Origin of the sequence: Nocardioides sp. (assembly GCF_051876515.1) — a bacterium.
Lineage (GTDB): Bacteria > Actinomycetota > Actinomycetes > Propionibacteriales > Nocardioidaceae > Nocardioides.
Genome location: NZ_JBJEHY010000034.1, coordinates 1 through 3,984, shown reverse-complemented (window position 1 = coordinate 3,984; position 3,984 = coordinate 1). Strand labels below are relative to the sequence as shown.

Annotated in this window: 5 protein-coding genes and 1 pseudogene; 1 reads left to right on the top strand and 5 read right to left on the bottom strand. The window is 70.0% G+C overall.

What is annotated here, in order from left to right:
• On the top strand, positions 1-415 hold a 415-nt coding region (locus ACI379_RS01970), incomplete at its 5' end, for an endonuclease/exonuclease/phosphatase family protein (protein ID WP_439790377.1).
• Between the two features lie 77 nt (positions 416-492).
• Here ACI379_RS01970 and dapD read toward each other — a convergent pair.
• The 5 genes and pseudogenes from dapD to sufC form a co-directional block, all read right to left on the bottom strand.
• Positions 493-1,482: a 2,3,4,5-tetrahydropyridine-2,6-dicarboxylate N-succinyltransferase gene (gene dapD / locus ACI379_RS01965; protein WP_030695110.1), complete on the bottom strand. Its 990-nt coding sequence runs from the start codon at positions 1,480-1,482 to the stop codon at positions 493-495.
• Positions 1,483-1,610: 128 nt separating this feature from the next.
• The gene (locus ACI379_RS01960) at positions 1,611-1,949 is read right to left on the bottom strand and encodes a metal-sulfur cluster assembly factor (RefSeq protein WP_003947436.1); all 339 of its coding nucleotides are present in this window, start codon (positions 1,947-1,949) and stop codon (positions 1,611-1,613) included.
• A complete protein-coding gene (gene sufU, locus ACI379_RS01955) occupies positions 1,946-2,422 on the bottom strand; it encodes a Fe-S cluster assembly sulfur transfer protein SufU (protein ID WP_037664954.1) in 477 nt (158 codons plus the stop codon). Before sufU ends, ACI379_RS01960 begins: the two co-directional genes overlap by 4 nt.
• 10 nt (positions 2,423-2,432) lie before the next feature.
• Positions 2,433-3,701 carry a cysteine desulfurase gene (locus ACI379_RS01950; protein ID WP_008406098.1) on the bottom strand — a complete coding sequence of 423 codons (1,269 nt, stop codon included), beginning with the start codon at positions 3,699-3,701 and terminating at the stop codon, positions 2,433-2,435.
• Positions 3,698-3,984 (bottom strand): annotated as a pseudogene (gene sufC / locus ACI379_RS01945) (Fe-S cluster assembly ATPase SufC); the annotation flags it as partial. The pseudogene sufC and the gene ACI379_RS01950, both read right to left, overlap by 4 nt.

The following is a 3,984-nucleotide window of genomic DNA, read 5'->3' as shown; positions in this document are numbered from 1 at the left end:
CAACCACTTCGCCTCCAAGGGCGGCGACGAGCCCCTGGCCGGCCACCGCCAGCCCCCCACCCGCTCCTCGGAGACCCAGCGCCACGCCCAGGCCGCCTCGGTCAACACCTTCGTCAAGAAGCTCCTGTCGGCCGACCGCAAGGCCAAGGTCCTCGTCCTCGGCGACATCAACGACTTCGAGTTCTCCGCCACCACCCAAACCCTCACCGCCGGCAAGGCCCTCAAGCCCGCCGCCCTCTCCCTCCCGCCCGCCGAGCGCTACTCCTACGTCTTCCAGGGCAACAGCCAGATCCTCGACCAGATCCTGGTCACCCCCGCCATCCGCCACTTCCACTACGACAGCGTCCACATCAACGCCGAGTTCGCCGACCAGAACAGCGACCACGACCCGCAGGTGCTGCGGTTCAGGCCCTGACCCCGGGCACGGCGAAGGGCCCGCTCCGGTGTTTCCCGGGGCGGGCCCATCCGCGTACGTCGCCGGGCGGGGCCGGGTCAGTTGTGGCTGTGCAGCACCTCGTTGAGCCCGCCCCACACCGCATTGTTCGGCCGGCCCTCGACCTTCCCCGTCAGGGAGTTGCGGCGGAAGAGGATGTTCGAGGCGCCGTTCAGTTCGCGGGCCTTGACGACCTCGCCGTCGGGGAGGGTGACCAGGGTGCCGGCGGTGAGGTAGAGGCCGGCCTCGACCACGCACTCGTCGCCGAGGGCGATGCCCACGCCCGCCTCGGCGCCGATCAGGCAGCGTTCGCCGAGGGAGATGCGGACGTTGCCGCCGCCGGAGAGGGTGCCCATGGTGGAGGCGCCGCCGCCGATGTCGGAGCCGTCGCCGACGACGACGCCGGCCGAGATGCGGCCCTCGACCATGGAGGTGCCGAGGGTGCCGGCGTTGAAGTTGACGAAGCCCTCGTGCATCACGGTGGTGCCCTCGGCGAGGTGGGCGCCGAGGCGGACGCGGTCGGCGTCGGCGATGCGGACGCCCTTGGGGGCCACGTAGTCGGTCATCCGGGGGAACTTGTCCACCGAGGTGACCTGGAGGTGCAGGCCGGCGGCGCGGGCGTTGAGGCGGGCCTGCTCCAGGTAGTCGACCGGGACCGGGCCGAGCGAGGTCCACGCGACGTTGGCGAGGTGGGCGAAGATGCCGTCCAGGTTCTGGCCGTGCGGGCGGACCAGGCGGTGGCTGAGCAGGTGGAGCCGCAGGTAGACGTCATGGGCGTCGAGCGGCTTGTCGTCGAGCGAGGCGATGACCGTGCGCACCGCGACGATCTCCACCCCGCGGCGCGGGTCCTCGCCCAGCGCCTGGGCCGCGGCCTCGCCGAGGAATTCGGCGGCCTGCGTCGCGGTGAGCCGTTCGGTGCCGGCCGGCCCGGGGGTCTCGGTCAGTTCGGGCGCCGGGAACCAGGTGTCGAGCACCACGCCGTCGGCGGAGAGCGTGGCCAGGCCGGCGGCGACGGCGCCGGTGGTGCGAGTAGCAGTCGAGTCGGTCATGAGGGCAACCTAACCGGCCCCACCCCGCCCGGGCCAACCGAGCCAGGGACCCGGACGAAAAGGCGGGGTCCACCGGCCGTGACCGGTGGACCCCGCCTCCCGCGGACGCGCCGTGGCGCGCCCGGAACTCAGACGTTGAAGCCCAGTGCCCGCAGCTGCTCGCGCCCGTCGTCGGTGATCTTGTCGGGACCCCACGGCGGCATCCAGACCCAGTTGATCCGCAGCTCACTGACGATGCCGTCGGTGGCCGACTTGGCCTGGTCCTCGATGACGTCGGTCAGCGGGCAGGCCGCCGAGGTCAGGGTCATGTCGATGGTCGCGATGTTCGCGTCGTCGACGTGGACCCCGTAGATCAGGCCCAGGTTGACGACGTCGATCCCCAGCTCGGGGTCGACGACGTCCAGCAGCGCCTCGCGGACCTCCTCCTCGGAGGCGGGCTTCAGAGTGGCCTCCGCGTTCTCGCTCATGCCGTCCTCCTCGCAGTCGTGTCGCTCGCGTCCTCGCCCAGGGCCTGGGCGGTCGCGTCCTTCCACGCCATCCAGCTCAGCAGCGCGCACTTGACGCGTGCCGGGTACTTGGAGACGCCGGCGAACGCGACCGCGTCCTCCAGCACCTCCTCCATGGCGTCGTCCGGCTCGATCTGGCCCTTGGACTGCATCAGCTCCAGGAAGGTGCCCTGGATCTTCCGCGCCTCGGCCAGTTCCTTGCCGACCAGCAGGTCGTTCAGCACCGAGGCGCTGGCCTGGCTGATGGAACAGCCCTGCCCCTCGTAGCTGACGTCGGCGATGCGCTCGCCGTCGTACTTGACCCGCAGGGTGATCTCGTCCCCGCACGTGGGGTTGACGTGGTGCACCTCGGCGTCGCCGTCGCGCAGCCCCCGCCCGTGCGGGTTCTTGTAGTGGTCCAGGATCACGTCCTGGTACATCGAATCCAGCTTCACGACACGTCCCTCAGCCGAAGAAGTTCCGTACGTGCTCCAGACCGTTCACCAGGGCGTCGACCTCGGCGGGCGTGGAGTACAGATAGAACGACGCCCGCGTGGTCGCGGGAATTCCGTACCGCAGGCAGACGGGGCGCGCGCAGTGGTGTCCCACGCGGACCGCGATGCCCTGTTCGTCGAGGACCTGCCCGACGTCGTGCGGATGGATGTCGCCCAGCGTGAAGGAGATCGCCGCACCCCGGTCCTCGGCCGAGGCCGGGCCGATGATGCGCAGGTCGGGGACCTGGAGCAGGCGCTCGACGGCGTACTCGGTGATCGCGTGCTCGTGGGCGGCGATCTTCTCCATGCCGATGGAGCTGAGGTAGTCCACCGCCGCGCCCAGGCCGATGGCCTGGGAGATGGGCGGCGTGCCGGCCTCGAACTTGTGCGGCGCGGGAGCGTACGTCGAGGAGTGCATCGAGACGGTCTCGATCATCTCGCCGCCGCCGAGGAAGGGCGGCAGGTCCTCCAGCAGCTCCTGGCGGCCCCACAGGACGCCGATGCCGGTCGGCCCGCACATCTTGTGGCCGGTGAAGGCCACGAAGTCGGCCTGGAGCGCCTGGACGTCCAGGGGCATGTGCGGGGCGGCCTGCGAGGCGTCGATGAGGACCAGGGCGCCGACCTGCTGGGCGCGCCGGACGATCTTCTCGACCGGGTTGACCGTGCCCATCAGGTTGGAGACGAGGGTGAAGGAGACGATCTTCGTCTTCTCGGTGATGATCTCGTCGATGTCGGAGAGGTCGAGGCGGCCGTCGTCGGTCAGCCCGAACCACTTCAGCTTCGCGCCGGTGCGCTGCGAGAGCAGCTGCCACGGCACGATGTTGGAGTGGTGCTCCATCTCCGTGATGACGATCTCGGTGTCGGCGTCGACGCGGTAGGGCTCGTCGGCCCAGCCCAGCATGTTCGCGACGAGGTTGAGCGACTCGGAGGCGTTCTTGGTGAAGATCACCTCGTCGCGGCTCGGGGCGTTGATGAAGGCGGCGACCTTGTCGCGGGAACCCTCGTACAGCGCCGTTGCCTCCTCGGCGAGCACGTGCACGCCGCGGTGGACGTTGGCGTTGTGCTGCTCGTAGTACTCGCTGAGCACGTCGAGCACCTGGCGGGGCGTCTGGGAGGTCGCCGCGTTGTCCAGGTAGACGAGTTTCCTGCCGTCGTGGATCTCCCGGTGGAGGATCGGGAAGTCCTTGCGGATCGCCTCGGTGTCGAGGAGGCCGGAGAGCCCCTGATGGGCCACAGTCACGCGGATGCGCCACCCTTCACGTAGGACTCGTAGCCCTCCGCCTCCAGCTTGTCGGCCAGCTCCGCGCCGCCGGACTCGGCGATGCGGCCGCCCGCGAAGACGTGGACGTGGTCGGGCTTGATGTACCGCAGGATGCGGGTGTAGTGCGTGATCAGCAGGGTGCCGACCTCGCCGCCCTCACGGACGCGGTTGACGCCCTCGGAGACGACGCGCAGGGCGTCGACGTCGAGGCCGGAGTCGGTCTCGTCGAGGATGGCGACCTTGGGCTTGAGCAGCTCCAGCT

Excerpts from the sequence above, each read along its gene's own strand:
- dapD (WP_030695110.1), bottom strand. The coding sequence starts at position 1,482 with ATGACCGACTCGACTGCTACTCGCACCACCGGCGCCGTCGCCGCCGGC.
- ACI379_RS01960 (WP_003947436.1), bottom strand. The coding sequence starts at position 1,949 with ATGAGCGAGAACGCGGAGGCCACTCTGAAGCCCGCCTCCGAGGAGGAG.